The organism is Negativicutes bacterium, from assembly GCA_021372785.1.
GTDB lineage: Bacteria > Bacillota > JAAYKD01 > JAAYKD01 > JAAYKD01 > JAJFTT01.
Map to the genome: position 1 here is coordinate 23818 of JAJFTT010000004.1, position 19634 is coordinate 43451.

The 19634-nt window shown below is 49.9% G+C and carries 15 protein-coding genes and 12 tRNA genes; 2 read left to right on the forward strand and 25 right to left on the reverse strand.

Annotation, left to right across the window (positions count from 1 at the left end; translation table 11 throughout):
- Nucleotides 1-7: 7 nt before the first annotated feature.
- The 4 genes from LLG09_00375 to LLG09_00390 are packed head-to-tail and all read right to left on the reverse strand — an operon-like array spanning nucleotide 8 to nucleotide 5410.
- A complete protein-coding gene (locus LLG09_00375; GenBank protein MCE5195591.1) occupies nucleotides 8-1012 on the reverse strand; it encodes a PDZ domain-containing protein in 1005 nt (334 codons plus the stop codon).
- Entirely contained in the window at nucleotides 1009-1590 is a 582-nt protein-coding gene (gene rsmD, locus LLG09_00380; GenBank protein ID MCE5195592.1) for a 16S rRNA (guanine(966)-N(2))-methyltransferase RsmD, read from the reverse strand. Before rsmD ends, LLG09_00375 begins: the two co-directional genes overlap by 4 nt.
- A gap of 42 nt (nucleotides 1591-1632) precedes the next feature.
- The gene (locus tag LLG09_00385) at nucleotides 1633-3708 is read right to left on the reverse strand and encodes an ATP-dependent DNA helicase RecG (GenBank protein MCE5195593.1); all 2076 of its coding nucleotides are present in this window, start codon (nucleotides 3706-3708) and stop codon (nucleotides 1633-1635) included.
- A 28-nt stretch (nucleotides 3709-3736) separates the two neighbouring features.
- On the reverse strand, nucleotides 3737-5410 hold the full coding sequence (locus LLG09_00390; protein ID MCE5195594.1) for a DAK2 domain-containing protein: 1674 nt from the start codon (nucleotides 5408-5410) through the stop codon (nucleotides 3737-3739).
- A gap of 250 nt (nucleotides 5411-5660) precedes the next feature.
- Between LLG09_00390 and rpmB the strand changes: the two genes are divergently transcribed.
- Nucleotides 5661-5852 (forward strand): 50S ribosomal protein L28, encoded by a 192-nt coding sequence (gene rpmB, locus LLG09_00395; protein MCE5195595.1) that lies wholly within the window; start codon nucleotides 5661-5663, stop codon nucleotides 5850-5852.
- Between the two features lie 149 nt (nucleotides 5853-6001).
- Here the strand turns inward: rpmB and LLG09_00400 are convergent, their stop codons facing one another.
- The 3 genes from LLG09_00400 to LLG09_00410 all read right to left on the reverse strand — a co-directional run bounded on the left by LLG09_00400 (nucleotide 6002) and on the right by LLG09_00410 (nucleotide 7325).
- Complete coding sequence (locus LLG09_00400) at nucleotides 6002-6463, reverse strand: GNAT family N-acetyltransferase (GenBank protein MCE5195596.1); 462 nt, start codon at nucleotides 6461-6463, stop codon at nucleotides 6002-6004.
- Between the two features lie 333 nt (nucleotides 6464-6796).
- Nucleotides 6797-7075 (reverse strand): GrpB family protein, encoded by a 279-nt coding sequence (locus tag LLG09_00405; GenBank protein ID MCE5195597.1) that lies wholly within the window; start codon nucleotides 7073-7075, stop codon nucleotides 6797-6799.
- 174 nt (nucleotides 7076-7249) lie between these two features.
- Nucleotides 7250-7325, reverse strand: a tRNA-Thr gene (locus LLG09_00410).
- Nucleotides 7326-7620: 295 nt separating this feature from the next.
- Here LLG09_00410 and LLG09_00415 point away from each other — a divergent pair.
- A complete protein-coding gene (locus tag LLG09_00415) occupies nucleotides 7621-8541 on the forward strand; it encodes a cobalt transporter (GenBank protein ID MCE5195598.1) in 921 nt (306 codons plus the stop codon).
- A 724-nt stretch (nucleotides 8542-9265) separates the two neighbouring features.
- Here the strand turns inward: LLG09_00415 and LLG09_00420 are convergent.
- The 18 genes from LLG09_00420 to LLG09_00505 all read right to left on the reverse strand — a co-directional run bounded on the left by LLG09_00420 (nucleotide 9266) and on the right by LLG09_00505 (nucleotide 19315).
- Nucleotides 9266-9342 (reverse strand) — tRNA-Pro (locus LLG09_00420).
- A 46-nt stretch (nucleotides 9343-9388) separates the two neighbouring features.
- Nucleotides 9389-9465: transfer RNA gene (locus LLG09_00425), tRNA-Val, on the reverse strand.
- A 6-nt stretch (nucleotides 9466-9471) separates the two neighbouring features.
- A tRNA-Gly gene (locus LLG09_00430) sits at nucleotides 9472-9547 on the reverse strand.
- Nucleotides 9548-9554: 7 nt separating this feature from the next.
- Nucleotides 9555-9642, reverse strand: a tRNA-Leu gene (locus LLG09_00435).
- A gap of 11 nt (nucleotides 9643-9653) precedes the next feature.
- A tRNA-Cys gene (locus LLG09_00440) sits at nucleotides 9654-9728 on the reverse strand.
- Between the two features lie 14 nt (nucleotides 9729-9742).
- Nucleotides 9743-9818 (reverse strand) — tRNA-Gly (locus LLG09_00445).
- 7 nt (nucleotides 9819-9825) lie between these two features.
- Nucleotides 9826-9901, reverse strand: a tRNA-Phe gene (locus LLG09_00450).
- 6 nt (nucleotides 9902-9907) lie between these two features.
- A tRNA-Asp gene (locus LLG09_00455) sits at nucleotides 9908-9984 on the reverse strand.
- Nucleotides 9985-10064: 80 nt separating this feature from the next.
- Nucleotides 10065-10811, reverse strand: a complete 747-nt coding sequence (locus LLG09_00460; GenBank protein ID MCE5195599.1) for a glutamine amidotransferase — start codon at nucleotides 10809-10811, stop codon at nucleotides 10065-10067.
- A 2-nt stretch (nucleotides 10812-10813) separates the two neighbouring features.
- The gene (locus LLG09_00465; GenBank protein MCE5195600.1) at nucleotides 10814-12208 is read right to left on the reverse strand and encodes a Mur ligase family protein; all 1395 of its coding nucleotides are present in this window, start codon (nucleotides 12206-12208) and stop codon (nucleotides 10814-10816) included.
- A gap of 169 nt (nucleotides 12209-12377) precedes the next feature.
- Nucleotides 12378-12836: a hypothetical protein gene (locus tag LLG09_00470; GenBank protein ID MCE5195601.1), complete on the reverse strand. Its 459-nt coding sequence runs from the start codon at nucleotides 12834-12836 to the stop codon at nucleotides 12378-12380.
- 264 nt (nucleotides 12837-13100) lie between these two features.
- A tRNA-Arg gene (locus tag LLG09_00475) sits at nucleotides 13101-13175 on the reverse strand.
- A gap of 45 nt (nucleotides 13176-13220) precedes the next feature.
- Nucleotides 13221-14378 carry a D-alanyl-D-alanine carboxypeptidase gene (locus LLG09_00480; protein MCE5195602.1) on the reverse strand — a complete coding sequence of 386 codons (1158 nt, stop codon included), beginning with the start codon at nucleotides 14376-14378 and terminating at the stop codon, nucleotides 13221-13223.
- Nucleotides 14379-14595: 217 nt separating this feature from the next.
- Nucleotides 14596-15594, reverse strand: coding sequence for a dipeptide ABC transporter ATP-binding protein (locus LLG09_00485; GenBank protein MCE5195603.1), 999 nt, complete (start codon nucleotides 15592-15594; stop codon nucleotides 14596-14598).
- Between the two features lie 12 nt (nucleotides 15595-15606).
- Nucleotides 15607-16581 carry an ABC transporter ATP-binding protein gene (locus LLG09_00490; protein MCE5195604.1) on the reverse strand — a complete coding sequence of 325 codons (975 nt, stop codon included), beginning with the start codon at nucleotides 16579-16581 and terminating at the stop codon, nucleotides 15607-15609.
- A 90-nt stretch (nucleotides 16582-16671) separates the two neighbouring features.
- Nucleotides 16672-16756 (reverse strand) — tRNA-Leu (locus LLG09_00495).
- Between the two features lie 3 nt (nucleotides 16757-16759).
- Nucleotides 16760-16846, reverse strand: a tRNA-Leu gene (locus LLG09_00500).
- 186 nt (nucleotides 16847-17032) lie between these two features.
- The gene (locus LLG09_00505) at nucleotides 17033-19315 is read right to left on the reverse strand and encodes a DNA topoisomerase 3 (GenBank protein MCE5195605.1); all 2283 of its coding nucleotides are present in this window, start codon (nucleotides 19313-19315) and stop codon (nucleotides 17033-17035) included.
- Nucleotides 19316-19634: the final 319 nt, after the last annotated feature.

Sequence of the window (19634 nt, forward strand, 5' to 3'; positions counted from 1 at the left end):
ATCCTTTTTACGGAGCCGGGTTCAGGCCGGCCAGAAATTGCAGCGCATCGTCCAGCGTTTGCACCGGAATCACGGTAATCGTGGCAGCCAAACTGCGTGCCGCCTCATAATTCTCCTGCGGTACCAAAAAATACCCGGCACCTGCTTTTTCGGCGGCATGCAGTTTTTGCTTGACACCTTCGATGGCGCCAATGCTGCCGTCCAGGCGGATCGTGCCGGTACCGGCGATTTGATGCCCTCGCGTCAGATCTTCCGGCAGACAACGATTGATGATTTCCAGCGTCATCATCAAACCGGCCGAGCCGCCGCCGATGTTCTGATCGGAAAAGCTGATTTCTCCGTCATAGCTCAAATCCCAGGCGACTTGGCTGAGATAGATGCCCAGCTTTGCCGCCCCGCCGGCATCCTGCCCTACCTTGACCGGCAGAGTCAGGCTGTTGCCTTGCCGCAGCAATTGCAATTCCACGCTGTCATTGACCTGCACCTGCAATAAGGCGCGCTGCAGATCCTCATTCAGAATGATCCTTTTCCCATTAAAACCCATAATGACATCACCGATTTGCAGCTGCTCCCTGAGGGTGCAGGCCGGTGTAAAATCGGCAATCTCCACACCGCCGCCGCTGACGCTGACGCTTCTGCCTGCTTTTTGCAAAGCGACCAGAACCGCCTTTTTTTGGCTTTCCGACATATTTTTCAGCATTTGCTCATCATACTCTTCAACCGTCATGCCGGCCGGTATCACGGCGCCTTTGGCTTTTAAATCCAAATTATGATCAAACTGAGCCCGCAGCCAAATTGCGCCGTTGGCCTGTGCTGTATAGACACTCAGCATATAAAAGCCGCCGGTATCGTCCGTGTCACCGTCAGAAACAGTGATATAGGGCGCCAAATTGGTAGCCAGCCCATCATAATAGACAATATAATCCAAGGGATAGTAAAAGAAAGCGATTTCCAGCGTCAATAAGACCGCCAATATAATCAGATAGCCTTTATTCTGCCGCAGCCATTTCACTGCAATTCCTCCGCTTCTCTTGCCGCCGCATAGCGATAAAACGAAATGACGCTCTCCCCTTGCCGGAGCTGACGATAGCGCTGCCAAACAGGAAACTGCTGCGGCAGCGCATCTTTTTGATGATGCTCGATGATCAGCAGCGTCGTTTGCTGCAGCCACTTGGCATCTGCCATCACTCTCACGGCTTCTTCCGCCATGCCCAAATGATAGGGCGGATCCATAAAAATGAGATCGACCGCCGCAGGCAAACGCAGCCTCTGCAGCCAGTTGAGTGCGTCTCCCTCGATCAGCTGCGTCTGTTTTTCAAAGCCGCAGCCGGCGATGTTATCGCGAATGATTTTAGCTGCTTCCGGCCGCAGTTCGATCATGGTCGCATAAGCCGCACCCCGGCTGATCGCTTCCAAACCAAAGGCGCCGCTGCCGGAAAAGACATCCAGCACCTGCGCCTCGGCGAGACAGGGAGTCAGGATGCTGAATAAGGATTCCTTCAGCCGGTCCGAGGTCGGCCGGGTCAATTCATCGTTGGGAGTTTTTAAGCGTCTGCCTCTGGCAGAACCTGCAATAATCCGCATAACCATCACCTCACTGATTTTCTTCTGCGCTGTTTTTTTCTAAGCTGCTCAATTGAGCCTGGTTACACAGTGACGAATCCATTGCCACTGTTCCTGCCGCAGCAACCCTGCCTGACCGCTGATTTTTCCGGCACAGTCTTTCACCAGCTGCAGAATTGTCTCGTCGATCTGCCAGCGGAAGATCAAAAAATCAGTAAAACCGCTTTGATCGGTGCCAAGAATTTCACCGGGGCCCCGCAGTTCGAGATCCATCTGAGCCAAATAAAAGCCATCCTGGCTGTCACAGAGCGCTTGCAGCCGTTTTTCGGCAAAACCGGACAGCTTAGGTGCGCTCAGCAGGGCACAGTAAGCCTGATCCTGCCCGCGCCCGACCCGGCCGCGCAGCTGATGCAGCTGGGCCAAACCAAAACGATCGGCTCCTTCCACCACCATCACCGAAGCAGTCGGCTGATCGACGCCAACTTCAATCACCGTCGTCGCCAAGAGTCCTTTTAGTCTTCCGTCGGCAAAGCGATTCATCACCTCGAAACGCTCAGCCGGTTTCATACCGCCATGTAAAACAGCCCAATATTTTGCAGGCCAGCGCCGGCTGAGCAGCTTGGCGCGTTCCTCAATGGAAGGCATCGCCGCTGCCGCTTCTTCGTCTGTCTCAATACTCGGACAAACCCAATAAACAGAACGCCCCTGCTGCATTTCCGCTAAACAAAAATCAACCAATTTCTCCACTCTGGCCTGCTCTTTCAGCCAGACTGTTTTGATCGGCAGGCGCCCCGGCGGCTGCTCATCCAAAATACTTAAGGAAGAATCGCCATAGAGCAGCATCGCCAGGCTGCGCGGGATTGGGGTTGCGGATAAGGATAAGCAATCGGGTACCGGCAGGCGATGCGCCAGCAGTTGCTGCCGCTGCAGAACCCCAAAACGATGCTGTTCGTCAATCACGACCAGACTCAAATTTTGAAAAGTCAGTGTTTCGGCAAAAAGCGCATGGGTGCCAACCCAGACACCTGGCTGCCCCGCCGCAGCTGCCGCCAAAGCCAGACGCCGCTCGCCGGCGCTGCTTTTACCGGTCAGCAGCAATACATCGATCTCCGGCGGCAAAAGTTGCCGCAAGGTTCTGGCATGCTGCCGGGCCAGCAATTCGGTGGGAGCCATCAGGACCGCCTGATGATTGTTCAGAACCGCCTGCAGCAGGGCGGCGGCAGCGACAACCGTCTTGCCGCTGCCAACATCTCCCTGCACAAAACGGCGCATCGGAGTCGGGCGCAGCATGTCACCTCGAATCTCTGTGATGACGCGCTGCTGCGCTCGGGTCAGCTGAAACGGTAAGGATTGCCGCCAGGCTGCCAGGCGTTTGTCCGGAATCGCTTGAGTATAACCGCACTCGGCTTTGGGTTCAGCCTGCAGCAGCTGCAGCATCAGCATTTCATCAAACAATAAACGCTGCTGCGCCGCATGCAGTTCCGCTTCGCTTTGCGGGAAGTGAATCTGCTGATAAGCGGTCCTGCTGCTGCATGGTAAAAATTTCTCCCACTCCGGCGGCCAAGGTTCCGTCCAGAGGACTGGAAAAGCTGCCAGGGCTTGCTGCAGCCAACTGCGATAGAGTTTTGGCGAAATGCCTTCCGGCAGCGAATAGACCGCCTGCAGCCCGCCGCTGCCTGGTCCCTTGCCTGTTTGTTTGACTAAAATGCTGCGTAAATTGCCTTTTTGCTCCGCTTTGCCCAGAAGCCAGATCTGCTCACCGGTAACAAATTGATTCTTGCGGTAGGGTTGGTTGAACCAGATGGCAGTCAGGCGATTTCCCGCCGCATCCAGCACAGGCAGACGAACCATATTCAATTTTTTCTGACGTAAAATGGCACCCGCTCCGAGAACTTGCACATCGAGCAAAACATCCTGTTCCGGCAAGGACTGAGGGGGGAAAGCAAGCATTTTTTGCTGCCGCCGATAGGTTTTTGGAAATCGATTCAGCAAATCCAGCAAATCATGGCAGCCGGCCGTCTGCAGGGCAGCCAGACGGCGCGGGCCCAGACCGGATAATTGCCGAAGAGAAAATGGGTCTGCTGTTTTCATTTCTTTTGCCACTGCTTCCTCTCCTTGCGCCGCAACATTAAAAAGAGGCCGCATCCATCACGGCCTCCTCACTGAAAAATTTCTATTCGGCAGATAGGATATAATAGTAAACCGGCTGACCGCCATAATACAATTCCACTTCCAGATCAGGATAATCTGCCTGCAGCTGCTTTTGCAGCGCTTCTGCCTCTGTCTGACTGACCTCTTCCCCATAATAGATCGTGATGATCTCCGGATGATCCCGCAGCAGGGAATTCAGCAGCAGTTTGAGCACAATTTCCATATCGGAACCCGACCCTACGATATCATCCTCACAGAGCGCCAGATAATCGCCTTCGGCAATGACTTGTCCCTGCACCGTGGAATTACGTACCGCATGCGTGACTTGCCCTGTGCGGATGAGATTGGCTGCCTGCAGCATCGCCTGCTGCATTGCCGCGTAATCAGTCGATTCCGGACTGAAGGCAAGCAAGGAAGCGATACCCTGTGGTACATTCTTGGTGGGAACGACATAAACTTTTTTCTCGCTCAGCCCTGCCGCCTGCTCGGCGGCAAGAATAATATTCTTGTTATTGGGCAGCACAAAAACATGTTCAGCCGGCACTTGCCCGATGGCTTTGACAATATCCTCGGTGCTGGGATTCATGGTTTGGCCGCCCTCCACCACAAAATCCACACCAAGGCTGTGAAAAATATCAATCAGACCGGAGCCGGCTGCCACCGCAGCAACGCCGGCCGATTTCATTTCTGTCACAGGGGCAGCAGTTTCGCCGGCCGCCGTCTGCTCTTCATTCTGCAGCAGCAGATGGTGGTGCTGTTCCCGCATATTTTCCACTTTCACCCGGCTTAAGTTGCCCATCGCCAAAGCGTATTCGAGCGCCTTGCCGGGATGGTTGGTATGCACATGGACTTTTAAGATTTTCGGATCGCCAACCACCATCAGAGAATCACCCAAAGGAGTCAATTCCTGAAGCAAGTGATCCTGATCCAACTTTTCGCCGAGAATAATCATTTCGGTGCAGTAGGCGAACTCAATCTCCGCTGAATTCTGCACTACACTCTGGGCAACGCTGGTTGGAGATGAGGATTGCGGTTTTTCTTCAACAGGCAATTCAATCTCTCCTCCCTTACCGCTAATCCCCTGCAGAAAGCCCTGATAAATCGCCAGTAAACCCGCGCCGCCGGCATCCACCACACCCGCCTGCTTTAAGACGGCCAGCTGCGAAGGTGTTTTTTGCAGCGCTTCCTCTGATTTTTTCACGATCAATTCAAAAAAAACAACGAAGTCTTTATGACTGCGCGCATTGACCAACGCTTCCTTGGCTGCTTCTTTGGCAACGGTAAGAATTGTCCCTTCGGTCGGGCGCATCACTGCTTTATACGCGGCGTTGACCCCTTCCTGCATTGCTTTGGCATAATCCCCGGTGTTGATTTTTTCTTTGTTTTCCATCTGACGGCTAAAGCCACGAAACAGTTGAGACAAAATAACGCCTGAATTCCCCCGTGCCCCCATCAGAGCACCCATACTGATCGCGCCCGTCACTTTACCCACCGTTAAATGATCCATGGCTGACAGCTCGTCGACCGCTGATTTGAGCGTAAGATACATATTCGTACCGGTATCTCCATCCGGAACCGGGAAAACATTCAATGCGTTGATTTGATCCCGCTGCTTCAATAATTGATTGGCTGCGGCAAAATACATCCTGCACAGATCATCAGCATCCAGGAAATCTTTCGTTAGCTCTTCTGCCACATGACTCTCCTCCGTTTCTGCTATGCTTATTTTCAGTAATTGACTGTATGAATTTGATCGGAATGAATCTGCTGCCACCTGCTTCTTGAACAGAACTGCCCAAGAAAATGGCTCAATACCATTCTACACTGTATTCCATAAAATGAAAAGAGAATTATTTAAAATTATTCTAAGCACAGCTTGTCAACTCCTTCAATCTATGTTAAACTAAGCTTGTTCAACACTTGGCAACACCAAAGGAGGTGGAACCATGGCACGAGTATGTGAAATTTGCGGTAAGGGCATGACCACAGGCAACAATGTCAGTAAACGTGGTAATCGGAATCATAAAACGATTGCGCCAAACCTGCAGACCGTGCATGCGATCGTAGGAGGAACTCCTAAACGTATGCAAGTTTGTACCCGTTGTATCCGTTCCGGCAAAGTGCAAAGAGCGCTCTAATTGAATCCAGTTTGAAAATAAAAATCCCCGGTTTGCTGCCGGGTTTTTTTATGTACCCCCCCGGCAGGAAACGCCGTCCTCCGGGAGGAGCTTTTTTTACCCCAGTCTCTTGCGCAGCGGGTCAGACCGCTGCCGCCGGGGAGGTTCGCTTAGATGAGCTCAGCTGCCATATCAATCTCATCGCCTCCCTGGGCGATTGGCACAAAACCATAGCTGCGGTATAATTGCCTGGCCGGTTCATTATCGCCGATACAAGTCAGAACAGCCCGGCTGCCGCCGGCAGCCTTCAGATAACTCATACAGAGGCGCATGGCAGCTTTGCCATAACCGCAGCCCTGGTAGGCCTGATCAATCATGAAACGCCAGATCTCATAATAGTCTTTTTCTTTTTTTACATTGAACATGACAAAGCCCACAGCGGTTTCTCCATCCATAATCAGAAAAGGTCTGGCGCTTTTATTTACCGCAGCCTTCGCCAAGGACTGACGATTGGAGGCAACATAATACTCTTGTTCCGGATTTACTTCCAGAGCCAGACATTGCTTGAGATTCTCCGCTGTTAGAGAGACCAAACGCACTTTTTTGGCAATCCTTTTTTGTTGTTTTCCCATTTTTCCTCTTTCTCAGCGATTTGCTGCGCCGATTCGTGCGCTCTTGCTGCTGTCGCTTCAGCGATAGTCCATTGTCCATTGCATCGCCATTTCGATTTCACCGTCACTGCATCCGCCGGTCGGCAGAAAGCGGTCACTGCGATATGACTTCTGCGCAACTTTATTTTCCGGTTCGACCGACAATACCACCCGCTCTGCGTAGCCTTTTTCAGAGAATCAAGACATAGCCGCATGGCCGCGCAGCCGGTCCCGAAAAGCAATATGCCTTTGCCATTCCAGGCTGCTCTTGGCACAAACAGAGAGACGGCGCTTCATCCGATGCGGCTTTCCGCTTTATTGAAATGCTTCCCGGTCTGGTATGCCAAGTTCTCCTTCATGAATATAAAAGACCGCCAGCAGTCTCTGTTTGATTTCGCCAAACAAATCGTCTCCCATGATCAAGTCCAGATCAATCACCGGTTTTGCCGCTAAACCCGGCCCCGATGTACTGCCGACATGTTCGATCTCAAGATTGGGCAGCGGCAAGGCGGCTGCCAGCTCCGATTTGATTTTTGCGAATTCGTTGGGCCAGTTTGGATCATAAGGCAGAACAATCACTTTCTTTTTATGCAATTGGCTCTTCCTCACCATTGAAAAGATATTTTTATTATATCATATTTCAGGCAGCATTACCAGTATTTCCCTTGCCGCCGGTCAAAATGCCTTGCTGATCCTCTCTGCATTGCTGACAACGGAGCCGATAAATAAAAAACGGATTGATTACAGCCAATCAATCCGTTTTTTATTTGGAGCTACTGGCCGGATTCGGACCGGCGACCTGCGCATTACGAGTGCGCCGCTCTACCAACTGAGCCACAGTAGCATATCTGCCGAAGAATCCGGCAAGCCTTGCAACGGGAGATAGTATAGCATGAGTCAATCTGAAAATCAAGAGCAGCCACAGAGAAAAAATCTGTTTCGTCAAAAATCGGGCTTCTCAGGATTGTTGAGGAGAAAGGCAGTTTCATCTCATCTGTAAAACAATCATTCTATCGGCTCAGCCGCAGTGCCTGGCAATCCACTATCCGTAAAAATCGGCAAATTTTTACTTTTTTCTCTTGTGTTTCTATTTTCGTTCGTGTTATACTCAAAAAAAAGCCGGAAAGTAGTGAAGAGGCATGAAGTTATACGGATACGGTGAGCATTACCTCATCCCGATGGAGACAGCCGATCTGTCCGTCTGGCCAGAGAAATATATCTTAGTGATGGACTCCCGTGAGTTTTCCCTTTATAAAACAGTCTGTGGTTTTGCAGAACCGCGTGTGGTTGATTTTGACAGTATCCGTTTGAGCAAAGTCGAATCTCATTTTGATTATTATCTCGGTACCTTTCTTATGCCGAATCTGTCTGACACAGAAGATGATAAAAAATTCGTCTACTATATAAAACCCGGCAGGATTGTCTTTGTGGATGATAAAAACACCGTTCTGCCTCTGCTGCAATGTATAGTCGAAACGAAAAATTGGCAGCAGATCTCTCCTGAACGCTTTTTGTTTGACTTTTTTGACGATCTGACCGGTGATGACATCGATGTCCTGGAAGAACTGGAGGAACGCATCTCAAATCTGGAAGACGCCGTCTTGGCCGGCAACCTGGAAAACTTCAACGAGAAAATGATTGTTTGTCATAAGGAATTGCTCACCTTATTGAATTGTTATACCCAAATTATCGAAATTGCCCATACCTTTCACAACAACGAAAATAACTGTTTTCAGATCAACCGCTTATATCTCTTCCGATTGTTTGCGGAACGCACAGAGCGGCTGAAGAACAATACGCAGAGCATCCGGGAATATTCTATGCAAATCCGGGAAGTCTACCGCTCCAGCATCGAATTGCGGCAAAACAATATTATGACCGTTTTCACGATTATCACTTCGGTTTTTACCCCGCTGACCTTTATCGTGGGTTGGTATGGCATGAATTTCGTGCATATGCCGGAGCTGCACTGGCAATATGGTTATCCTGCAGTAATTCTGATCAGTATACTCACTGTTCTACTCTGCCTCTGGCTCTTTAAAAAGAAAAAATATATCTGAAAACCGGCAGTAGCTCTATCCTTCGACACAGCCCCTCCCGATCCGATTCCATCTCAAAATTAGCTGTCAATCCAATTCCCAACAATCCGAAGCATCCTTTTTTTGTCCTGATCAGATTCTGCAATCGGAATTGTCAGTACAGCCGGAATGATCAGCAATCAATTTCAGATGATCCGCACACAGGACATCATGCTTGTCAAGGAAATTGAGGAACCTAAGTGCTGCAATTTCTTTTTTACCATCAACAAAGCGCTTTTTTTCGTCATATATCGTAAGCAGATTCGCTGCTTATTCTTCAAGTGACGCGTATACGTCATTTCCTGCAAAGGTAGGCAGACGCTACCAATACTTCCTTAAAAAAATCATCTCTCACCCTGATTCGGATCACTTTTCCAAATCCTTGATCCGATCATGATCGACAGCATTATCCGGCCATCTCTATATTCTTAAGTGTCCTGTAGCCCCTTTCTGAAATGTTACGCTCCCTTTTGACTTAATTCAATACCCGCCAGTCAGGGTGACGTCCGGATGATCGTATAGATAATCTCTCTTTTTTGAGCAATTCATTTTCATCCATTCCTATCTGCATCGAGAGAAAATATGGGTACATAAGAAAAGCGACAAAGATATGTTATATCTTAGTCGCTTCTTCTGCTTACGAACCTAGCTTAATTGTAAAGGCAAAACCACCTTCCCAAAAGCGAAAGTTCGTATAATACTCCTGTGGTCGGGGCGAGAGGATTCGAACCTCCGGCCTTTTGGTCCCGAACCAAACGCGCTACCAAGCTGCGCTACGCCCCGAAACGATAAAAGAAAGAGCTGTTCAGGACAGCTCCGGAATCAACAATGGTGGGAGCGACGTGGATCGAACACGTGACCTCTACCGTGTCAAGGTAGCGCTCATACCAACTGAGCTACGCCCCCATCGTTTGGAGCGGAAAACGGGACTCGGACCCGCAACCTCCACCTTGGCAAGGTGGCGCTCTACCAATTGAGCTATTTCCGCGGGAAAATGGTGCCGGGAACCGGAATCGAACCGGTATGATCTTTTGGATCGAGGGATTTTAAGTCCCTTGCGTCTGCCAGTTCCGCCATCCCGGCATAAATTAATATGGAGGCGGCACCCAGATTCGGACTGGGGAATAAAGGTTTTGCAGACCTTTGCCTTACCACTTGGCGATGCCGCCATACCAAGAAAAATTGGAGCGGAAAACGGGACTCGGACCCGCAACCTCCACCTTGGCAAGGTGGCGCTCTACCAATTGAGCTATTTCCGCGCGAGAATGGTGGCACAGGCCAGAATCGGACTGGCGACACGCGGATTTTCAGTCCGCTGCTCTACCAACTGAGCTACCGTGCCATAGCCTGGCGGAACTGAACGGATTTGAACCGTCGATCTCCTGCGTGACAGGCAGGCATGTTAGGCCGCTACACCACAGTTCCATTCCTTACTGGTTTCGTCCAAGCAGAAAGTATTATATCCTAAGAATTTCGGTTCGTCAATAGTTATTTTCACTTTTTCATCAAACTCCTGGATTTTTTTTCGCCTGTTTGGCGATTTTCTCCGCAACTTGATGGGCTGACAGTTCAATTTCGTCGTTTAATGTCTTAAATTTCCAATCAATTTTGCGCCGCTGCAGAGCCAATTGCAGCAGATAATCTGCCAGTGCCGGGTTTTTAGGCAGCAGAGAACCATGCAGATAGGAACCAAAAACATTCCGGTAAATGCAGCCTTCCCAGCCGTCTTCCCCGTTGTTGCCATAACCGGCAATCACTTTGCCCAAGGGTTTTGCTGTCGGTCCGAGGTAGGTCAAGCCACTGTGATTTTCAAAGCCAACGAGCCTGCCGCCTGGCGTATTGCTTTCAATCAGCACATTGCCAATCAGGCGCTTGCTGCCGGCAACCGTCCAGACATCCAAAATTCCGATGCCCGGAATGATTTGCTTTTCATCCACCTGATAGTATTTGCCCAGCAATTGATAGCCGCCACAGATGGCCAGGATCACCATATCGTCTTCGACCGCATCAATCAAACAGTTTTTTTTGACTTCCTGAAAATCCTGGCAGATCAGTTTTTGCTCCCGATCCTGTCCTCCGCCAATAAAGAGCAGGTCAAAGTCATCGGGAGCGAAGGTCTCACCCGGCGCCAGCGTGATCACCTGCGGCTGTAAACCATGCCATTCGGCTCGTCGGGCCAAAGCGATCACATTGCCTTTGTCTCCGTAAAGATTCATTTGGTTGGGATACAGATGCGCAATTTTAAAATTCATGACTATTCCTCCCAATATTGCTGTACATAGCCTTGTTCCGCCAGAATCGAACGCAAGCCCAGCATAGAGGTATAATTCGGCATGATCAGCAGCATCTCGCCCACCGGTGTTAGCTGCACCGCCGCGGCAAGTGCGGTTGCCAGGTCGGGAATCACCTGTTCCTTCTCCAGACTGAGGCCGGCGTACTTGAGCCGCAGCGCCATATCGAAGGCCCGGCTACCGCTGAATGTCAGGCTGGCGAGCCTGTCGGCCGCTGTCTGCAATTGTTCATAATCCACATCCCAGATCCAGGAAATATCGGTTCCATCCGCATAATTATCATTCAGGGCCAATAAAAGATGCAACTGCCCTTCCTGTTGTAAGAAAGTACGGATCACCTCATTGCAGCCGGTTGGATTTTTCACCAGTGCCATGATCACGCTGCGGCCGGCTACTTCCAGCCGTTCCATACGGCCAAAAGCGTGCCGAAAGGCGGCAATCCCTGCTGCCAGCCGCTGCGGCGGTATTTGCATCTTTTCTACCGCACACCACGCTGCCAACGCGTTGTAGACATTATAGAGACCCGGTAATTGGAATTCGACCGGCACTGCGCGGCCGGCTGCGTTTTGAATGGAAAACTCGCTGCCCAGCAAGCCCTTCAGGCGAATTTTAGTGGCAAACAGATCCAGCGGCGGGCGCTCAAAAGCGCAGGCAGGACAGTGGTAAATACCCAGATGGGCATAGTAATAGCGCTCATAGGTCAGCATGGCGCCGCAGCGTGGGCAATATTTGCCTTCTGCAGTCTGCTCCATGCTTTGACGTCCAAATTTCTCATCATCAATACCAAAATAATGATAATCTAAGCCTTGCACGCCGGCCAGACCAACTACAATGGGATCATCGCCATTTAAAAATACGGTTGTGCCCGCCGGCAGCGCGGTCAGACCGCGCCGAATAAAAGAAACCGTTTTATCCAGTTCGCCAAAACGATCCAATTGGTCACGGAAAAAGTTAGTTACAATGACGATCTTTGGTGTGATCGCCTGACACAAGAGCGGAAAAGCCGCTTCGTCCGCTTCAATTACGGCGCAATCCTGATGCAGATGACCGAATAGATCGGTGGATTTTAAAAATGATGCCGTGATGCCGGGCAGCAAATTGGCTCCTGTTTTGTTATGAACCACTTTGATCCTATTTTCTTCCAGGACAGCGCTGATCAGAGCTGCAGTCGTTGTTTTACCGTTGGTGCCCGTGATCACAATGCTGCCCAGGGGCAATCGTCGGTTCAGTTCCGACAGACAGGCAGGATCAATTTGATTGGCCAATTGACCGGGAAAAGAAGTACCTCCTCCCAGCTTCAGCCTGCGAATCGTGCCTGCGGCTAGCTTCGCAACAAAAACAGCCAGGGAATAACGCATCCGAATTCCGCCTTCCTATAGAAAATGGCTGCCTCTTGTCAACTCAAAAGACAGCCTGACCGTATACATTGGGATTTTTCGAAAAAAGGAACCGACCTCTTGCTTACGTACAGTGAAAGTATAGCATGAAATCTTTTTGAACGCAAGCAGGCGCTGCTTTTTCAGCCGTTTAAAAAGCCAGCACTTCGTAGTATGTCACTTGTCGGCTAATGAAATTAATATATATTTTCAGCCGTACTTCCGGTCCGCCGCCCAGCCAGTCATCAAAATAGCGGCGATCTTTTTCTTTGATCACGCTCAGGGGAAAGCGATAGGTATTCTTTTGATCTTTTAAAATAAAAGAGGCATCATAATCGCGTATCTCCACGACTTGTCCGACGACTTCCTGGCAGAAGACGCCAAGTGCAATTTTTCGCAATTCTCTGACGATAAAATTTTCTTTGCCGGAAGCATCGCGGTAGTTGACCAGCCAGTTGCCGACCAACAGAAACAAGCCGAGTAAGAACAATTCATCCAAAAATCCGGGAATAAACATGCCGACTCCAACCAGCAAAACGATTCCGAGCAGGATAAAAACCACACCCGCGATGATTAATAAGATTTTTAGAATCCGGTCGTAGATATCCATCCTAAGGCACCTCCCGAATTTAAGTATATCGCATCTACCAGTCTTCGGCAAGTGTTATTTTAAAGAGATGTGAGAAAATCAAGGGTTCGCGAAAGCGATTTGTTCTTTTAGAACAAATCCCCATTTTCTGCCACTGTCAGCGTTTTAGAGGGAAGGTTACGGTCTGGCTGCACTTTCAAAACCAAACTTAGCGGCAGAGCGTAGGAAGCATGGAATCCAAAAAACAGCGGACTGATTTTTCGATCAATCCGCCTGTGATTATTTTGGTGCGCCCGGGGGGAATCGAACCCTCGCTTCCAAGTCCGGAGCCTGGCGGTCTATCCACTGAGCTACGGGCGCAATGTCAATATTATAGCACATTCATTTTTGAAAATCCACAACTTTTTATCCAAAATGAATCAATCCGCTGAAAAAACCATAAATTTCCTGCCAGATCACTTTAAAAAAGTTTGCTTTTGCCACTTCATTCGCGGCAATTAAGTCAACCGTCTTTTGATGAACCCCCTTGTAGGAAATGTCCATGGCAGCTAAGGCTTGCCCCTGTGTAAAAGGAGCTGTAATTTCCATAATTTGATTCGTAACTACTACATTTTCCTGATCTCCTCTGGCTATGATACAGGCTGCATCTTCCGCCAAGAGCAAATCCACGCTGTTTACCCGGCCGCGCCGTACCGCCACGTTTGTCACAATACTGCCCTTTTTGCCGGCCACATAACGATCAAAATTGCGAAAGCCATAATCCAATAAATTGCCTGCCTCGGCTACCCTTGTTTCTTCGCTTTCGGCGCCCATAATCACTGCGATCAGGCGCCAGTCATTGCGCAGAGAGCTGACTGCGATGGAATAACCGGCATTATCGGTAAAACCGGTTTTGATCCCGTCCACGCCGGGGTATTTGCCCAGCATCGGATTTCGGTTGGCTTGTGTAATATCGCCATAGGTTAGTTCGCTTTGGGAGAAATATTTTACGGCTTGAGGATGGTTTTTATAAAGCTGGCTGCAGAGCGCAGCAATGTCCGCCGCTGACATGTAATGATCTTTCGCATCCAAGCCATGCGGATTGGCAAAGTGGGAATGAGTCATACCTAGTTCTTTTGCCTGGGCATTCATCATCGCAACAAAACCTGACAGGCTGCCGCCGATGTGCTCTGCCAGACAAATCGCCGCATCATTGCCGGAAACAACACATAAGCCCTGCAGCAGTTGCTCGACGGTCACTTTATCACCGACATTGAGAAACATGGAAGACTCGCCGATTTCCCAGGCCTCTTTGCTGACGGTTACCACATCGGTCAAAGCAATCTTGCTATTCATCAGCGCTTCCATGGCGACATACATGGTCATCACTTTTGTGATACTGGCAGGCGCTAACTGTTCGTTGGCATTCTGTTCCAATAAAATTTGACCCGACTCCTGGTCCATTAAAATCGCAGCTTTGCAATCGGCTGTGTAAGGTGTTGCGGCCAACGCAGTTTGCGGTACAGCTAAGAGAAGTGTAAGTATCGTCAATAAAATCAATCGCCGGAATTTGTTCATTATCATCCACCGCCATCCCTGAGTCTCAAATCGTTTGAATTCATTTGATTACAAAAAAAGCTGTTGTCTGTCAAACGGATCGGACAGACAGAACCTTGCCAGTGTTTTTAGTTCTTGATGCTCTGCTATTCTCCTTTTCGCTGATGATAAATTCTTAAATTATTCATATCTCTTTCTTTCCTGAGCACTAAGAAAATCACGGAGAGAGGTCTTCTCTCCGTGATCATGATTTCGTCTCGGCTGTCTGGCCGATCGTATATAAATGGCAGGCAACCTGGTGCTCGTTGCCTACGTCGATCAATTCCGGTTCGACTTCATGGCATTTGGCAAATGCTTTTCTGCAGCGCGTATGAAACCGGCAGCCACCGGGTGGATTTACCGGACTGGGCACATCGCCTTCCAGCAAAATGCGGTGACGCTCCAAACCGGGTTCCGGAATGGGAATGGCGGACATCAGCGCTTCGGTATAAGGATGCAGCGGATTGCCGTATAATTCCTCGCTGCTGCAAATTTCGACCATTTTTCCCAAATACATCACGCCTACCCGGTCGGAAATGTGTTTGATCACCGCCAGGCCATGCGCGATGAATAAATAAGTTAAGCCGTATTCATCCTGTAATTCGTCTAAGAGATTGAGGATCTGCGACTGAATGGAGACATCCAGGGCAGAGACCGGCTCATCACAGACAATCAATTTCGGATTCAGGGCCAAAGCTCTGGCGATACCGATTCTCTGCCGTTGACCGCCGGAAAATTCATGCGGATAACGTCTGGCATGATAGGGCGAAAGACCAACGACACTCAGCAATTCTTTGACTCTCTTGTCACGTTCGGCACCTTTGCATATATTGTGAATCTCCAAAGGTTCCGCTATGATGTCGCCAATGCTCATGCGCGGATTCAGCGAAGAATAAGGATCCTGATAAATCAGCTGCATCTCACGGCGAATTTTCCGCATATCATCGCGATTCAATTTCATGATATCCTGACCTTCAAAGAAAACTTCTCCCACGGCATATTCGTTCAGCCGCAGAATAGATTTTCCGGTCGTCGTTTTACCGCAGCCGGATTCTCCTACCAAACCCAGTGTTTCTCCTTTACGAATTAGAAAACTGACGTCATCCACCGCTTTGATATAACCGGTTACTTTGGAAAACAGCCCATTTTTGATGGGAAAATAAGTCTTGAGGTGACGAACATCCAGTAAAATTTCATTTGACATTGGGCTCTCTCCTTATGATAGTTTCACATTCCAGCAGGCAAGACGTCTGCTGCCTGCTGCCTGCAAAGGCGGTTCCTCACGGTAACACGGCTCGCTGGCTCTGGGGCAGCGCGGGCTGAAACGGCAGCCTTGCGGCAGATGTGCCGGATTTGGCACAACCCCTTCGATCACATGCAGTTTTTCGTTGCTTTGGCTTTGTAATTTTGGAATGGATTCCAAGAGGCCTGCCGTATAGGGATGCAGCGGATGATGGAAGATGCTGACCACATCGCCTTCCTCCACCACTTTACCGGCATACATCACGACAACACGTTCCGCCATTTCGGCCACCACACCCAAATCATGCGTAATCAGCAGTATCGCCATACCCAACTCGGATTTTAATTTACGCAGCAGGTCCAGAATCTGCGCTTGAATGGTCACATCCAGGGCTGTCGTCGGTTCATCCGCAATCAGAAGTCGGGGATTGCAGGCTAACGCCATGGCAATCATCACCCGTTGGCGCATACCGCCGGAAAGCTGATGCGGAAACTCGGCGACCCGTTTTTCCGGCAGCGGAATGCCCACCAGGCGCAGCATCTCGATCGATTTTTCCCAGGCCTGTGCTTTGCTCAGATGCTGATGCAATTCCAGGGCTTCCGAAATTTGAAAGCCAACCGAATAAACCGGGTTCAGAGAAGTCATCGGTTCCTGAAAAATCATGGAAATTTCATTGCCGCGGATTTTTTGCACTTCCTCGTCCGACATCTTCAGAATATCCCGATCATTAAACAGAATTTCGCCGCCTACAATTTTCCCTGGCGGCCAGGGGATCAGACGCATGACGGATAAACTGGTAACAGACTTGCCGCAGCCGGATTCCCCCACGACAGCCAGGGTTTCACCTTCGTTGATCTGAAAACTCACTCCATCGACCGCTTTTACTTCACCTTCACTGGTGTAAAAATAAGTACTTAAGTTTCTAATATCCAGTAACCGTTCCGCCACGCCTTTCCGCCTCCATAAGTATAAATTATCATGTATATTTATGCATTCACAATTAAGGAAATGGGCTCTGGTATTTGCCAGAGCCCCATCTGGTGTCGAGAGTGGGACTTGAACCCACACGGTGTTAACCATACGCCCCTCAAACGTACGCGTCTGCCAGTTCCGCCATCCCGACGTATGGTGCCGAAGGCGGGATTTGAACCCGCATGAGCGATTGCTCACTACGCCCTGAACGTAGCGCGTCTGCCAGTTCCACCACTTCGGCATTGATTGCAAAAGCGGGCTGCGATTGATCCCGGCTTTTGATGGGTTCAATACTATCATACTTTGGTTGCCTTGTCCATATATTATTATGCAGGATAAAAGGGGATTCTGCTGCGGATAGAGCCTGACCGTCCGCATGGCAGCCTTGGATTGAGCCGTTGACAGTTGCCGGCGCGCCGCCGATTATTTATTTGTCTGCCGGTTCGCTTGTTTTTTTACTTGCTTTGGACTTTGGCTCAGCTTGAGTAAAATCAAAAACGACTTTACCATTTTCTAAACGCAGATTCGCGGAAAATTTCTTTTTTTTGGCCGAGACGAAACCGCGCAGAATTCCGGTTTCTCCTTTACGCAGCAGTTTTTCAATTTGCTTGGCGGTCAGCTGTTTTCCGGCCACCGTTTTCCAAAGCGTAAAACCGCAGGGCGGCTGACCTTTCCAATTCTGACAATAGTAGGCTTTGCTATTTTCCAGGATTTTAGCCTGACAGAGGGGACATTGCAGCTGCGGTAAGAGCTCCCGGGCTGCCTTGCGGCTGCCTTTGGCCGGGATACGTTCCGCTTTTTTCGCCGCGATCGCTGTGCTTCCTGACGCCATTTCTGTTTGTTCCGCTTTTTCTGCCGCCAGCTGCAGAAGAGGTACTTCCGCTTCCGCATTCATCATTTCTGCTCTCAGGCATTCGTCCACCGCAGCGGTGACAAACTGCTGCATTTCCGCCATAAAGGCTGCCGGTTGATAGCTGCCTTCCTGAATTTGCAGCAGTTTATATTCCCATTCTCCGGTCAGGTCGGCGGAACGCAAAGGGGCTACCGGCAGATGATGAATTAAAGCCATGCCTTTACCGGTCGGCTTCAATTGCTTTTCCATTGCTGTGATGTAACGCATCTCTTTCAGGCGGTCAATAATGGCGGCGCGGGTGGCGGGGGTACCGAGACCGTGATCTTTCATCGCTTCCTGATAAGCCTCTGATTCCAATTGTTTGCCGGCATGCTCCATCTCACCCAGCAAGGTTCCTTCTGTAAAACGCTTCGGCGGCTGCGTGATCCCTTCCGTGATCGAAGCGGAGATGACTCTGACTGTTTCCTGCGGCTGTAAATCCGCCAGGTCATTTTCTTTTTCCCAGGTTGTTTTTTCGGAATCCGCCACACTGCGCCAGCCCCTGACGAGTAAATTCCGGCTTTTACTGCGAAAAGTCTCTGCTTCCACTTGGGTGACGGCTTCTTTCTCCTGCCAAACCGCATCCGGAAAAAACATAGCGATGAAGCTTTGCTGGATGGCGCATAAGACTTTTTTTTCCTCCGCAGTCAAAGCTGTCCAATTGACTTTCGTTTCGGTCGGAATCAAAGCGTGATGATCGCGGACTTTTGCCTGATTGACGTATCTTCCGCTGACCGGCAGTTTTTGATGTTCCAGTTTTTTGAGGCTCTCGTCATAACAGCCGCCGCTGATCGCGCTGAGCCGCTGAGCAAAACTGGGAATCAAATCGGGTGTCAAATAGCGGGAATCCGTTCTGGGATAAGTGATCAGTTTATGCCTTTCATAGAGGGTCTGCGCGATTTTCAGGGTTTTTGAGGCGGCATACCCATAATGCCGGTTCATCTCACGCTGCAGTGCCGTCAGATCATAGAGCATGGGAGCCGGTTCGTTTTTCTGATTGACTGCAAAGCTGAGCACGACACCTGTTTTGTCTTTGATTTGATCGGCGATGCGTTGAGCGGCAGCCGGATCAGGAAAACGGTTTTCTTTCAAGGAAAACCATTGACCCTGATAGGCGCCGCTTTTCGCCTGAAACCAGGCCGACAGTTGCCAGTATTTTTCCTGTTGGAATTGCGCAATCTCATCTTCCCGCTTGACCAGGATAGCCAGCGTTGGAGTTTGCACGCGTCCGACGGAAAATACTTCCCGCAGTCCCTGTTGGCGCTGACCGATCGTCACGGCGCGGGAAATGTTCATCCCCACCAACCAATCCGCTTCGGAGCGGCAGCGCGCCGCCTGGTATAAATCGAAGTAGCGCTTTTCATTGCTGGCTTGCCGATCCACTTCTGCGAAACCCTGGCGGATGGCGGCGGCAGTCAGAGAAGAAATCCAAAGTCGCTTGATCGCTGTCCGGCAGCCCGCCATTGTAACGAGATAACGAAAAATCAACTCCCCTTCCCGACCGGCATCACAGGCATTGACTAAAAGCTCCACAGTAGGATCACCGAGCAATTGCATGATTTTTTGATACTGGGTTTCCCTGCTGTTGGAGGGCTGCAATTGAAATGTCTCCGGGATCATCGGCAAGGTTTCGGCACGCCAACGCTTCCAGGCAGGGGTATAGACTTCCGGAGGAACCAATTCCACCAAATGTCCGACAGACCAGGTCAGCCGCGTATCTTCTTTTTCAAAATAGCCCGCTTTTTTTTGAAATCCCCCCAGGGCTTTGGCAATATCGGCCGCCATCGCTGGTTTTTCGGCAATAATTAGTTTTTTCATTGGGTCTCCTTTGTTTGAAATAACTTTTTCACAGAATCCAGCGGAACTCTTTCAACCTGAACAAAATTCCAATTCTTTAATCTCTTCCTTGTCGGCTGACAGCTTCAAATTACTTGCCAAAGGCTGCTGCGCCTGCTTTGCGCAGAAGGAGAATCTCACCGCAGTATCAGCAAACCGAGCGTCAGGTCCACAGGCCAACGGGCTTTGCTCTCTTTTTAAGTTCCGGATTGCAACTGTCTTTTCCTTGTTTTTTCATGATGAAATTCAAAACCACTTTGTCTGTTGTAGAGTGGTAACGTTAAAATAACATACTTTTCCT